At 30.2% G+C, this 2,125-nt stretch carries 2 protein-coding genes and 1 riboswitch; both genes read left to right on the top strand.

The features are described 5' to 3' along the window. Positions 1-1,138: MATE family efflux transporter (locus tag ACI3VO_RS16505; protein ID WP_439758960.1), on the top strand; the 1,138-nt coding region annotated here is incomplete at its 5' end. Between the two features lie 124 nt (positions 1,139-1,262). Next, positions 1,263-1,433: riboswitch (Lysine riboswitch) on the top strand. Between the two features lie 107 nt (positions 1,434-1,540). After that, positions 1,541-2,125 (top strand): hypothetical protein (locus ACI3VO_RS16500; RefSeq protein WP_439758959.1); only part of this gene is annotated, 585 nt, incomplete at its 3' end.

Raw genomic sequence — 2,125 nt, 5'->3', positions numbered from 1 at the left:
GCAGTATTACGGTGCAAAGCTTATTTCAAAAATGAAAATTTCCATATATACTTCGATAATAGCTATATTTATTTTAAGTGTTTTTTTATCCTTTATAGGTGTATTTACATCTGATTTTTTACTACAAATAATGAAGACGCCATCTAATATATTTGAAGATGCATCGAATTACTTGAAAATATATTTTTTAGGTCTCAGCTTTATGTTTTTATACAATATAATTACTTCGATTTTTAATGCTTTAGGTGAGTCTAAGATACCTATGTATTTTTTAATATTTTCGAGCTTTTTAAATATATTGCTTGATTTGATTTTCGTAGTTAGATTAAACAAAGGAGTTGTAGGTGTTGCAGTTGCCACACTTATTGCACAGGCTATATCGGCGTTTTTATCTATAGCGTATTTATTTTACAATTTAAAAAATTTCAAAGAGGATGATTTGAAAGAAGTAGATGAAATAAATCGAAAATTAGAGGTGTTTGATTTTGATATATTAAAAAATATGAGTAAAATAGCACTTCCATCTATATTTCAACAGTCATTTGTCTATGTTAGTATATTTTTAGTGCAGATAATAGTAAATACGTTTGGAGCTTCTGTAATCGCTGGATATACTATTGCTTCTAAAATAGATTCAATAACTATGATTCCATTAGCTTCTTTTGGAAATGCTGTCGGAACATTTACAGCACAGAATATAGGCGCAAATAAAGTCGATAGAGTAAAAGAAGGGCTAAGAAGTAGTTTAATTATAATAGCATTGATGAGCTTGATTATATTTTCTGTATTGTTTATTTTTGGACAAAATATAATAGGATTATTTCTAAATCAGGATCAAAGTTCTGAAGCTGTGAGTTTTGCTGTTAAATATTTACGCATACTTTCTGCGTTTTATATCGTCAAAGGCTTTATGAATGCTTACTGTGGCGTGCTAAAAGGAGCAGGTGATATATCTGTATTTGTATGGGCTACAATACTCAATTTTTTAACTCGACTTGTAATAGTTTACTTATTTTCAAATGCTGTAGGACCATCGATTATATATTACGGAGTACCTATAGGTTGGTTTGTAGGACTTTTGATAGGATTTTTAAGATATAAGAGTGAAAAATGGAAATATAAATCGATTGTTAAATAATTTTTTAACAATAAATTGTAACTTTTATTATATTAAATAATAAATTTAATATAATGTATAAAAATATGTTGAAAAATAAGATGATTTATCATACAATAAAATATATAAAAATCAGAAAACAAATAAAAAAGATAGAGGAGCGAAAATTAAGAGTATCAACGAGGAGTTAAGCGCGTTGAACCGTTGAGAAAGGAGTTTTTGCCGAAGAGTACGGCTGATGCTTTAAGGTCGTATATCTGGGGGAATACATAATATGTATTTCACTGTCACCATTTGGTGGAGGGCTATCATTTAAGGAACATTTTGTGAACTATAAACCTTAGGTGTAAGCCTGAGGTTTTTATTTTTTTAAACCTCAGAAAATACTTTTTTATTGGTAAAAATTTATGAGGGGGACAGATTATGTTAAAAGTCATTATACCGGTAATAGCACTACTTGCTATCATATTATGTAAAAAAATACCTAAAATAGGTGGAAATGTAAACGCAGGTCTACTTATTGCAGGTGCATTATCTTTAATATTAGGAGGAGTATTCAATCCAGTAGATTGGTTTGCAGCAGGGATTGACGGTGTCGATAAGCTGGCATGGGTAATATGCTTATCTATATTTGGTAGTATATACGCATCTACACAGGTTAAGCTTGGAACAATAGACACAATAATGGGATATTTAAAAGCAAGATTTGAAAAATACCCTAGAGTGTTGATTGTATGTATTATATTAGTATTAGTTTTAGCAGGTTCTCTATTAGGTGATGCAATAGCTGCTTCTACAGTAATAGGAGTTTTAACTATAGGGGTTTTAGCATCAATGGGAATAAGCGGAGAAAAAATAACTTGCCTTATAGTTATGGGTGCTTCAATGGGTTCTATAATGCCACCTATAAGTCAAGCTCTTGCCTTATCAGCTGCACTTACAGGAGCAGATGCTGATTCTGTTTTAAGATATGGATATATCACAGTTCCAATAATTGTAGTTTTAATG

This window comes from Intestinibacter sp. (genome assembly GCF_051866655.1).
In the GTDB taxonomy this organism is placed as follows: domain Bacteria; phylum Bacillota; class Clostridia; order Peptostreptococcales; family Peptostreptococcaceae; genus Intestinibacter.
Note: the sequence above shows the minus strand (reverse complement) of the source record. Positions and strands in the feature narration are given on the sequence as shown.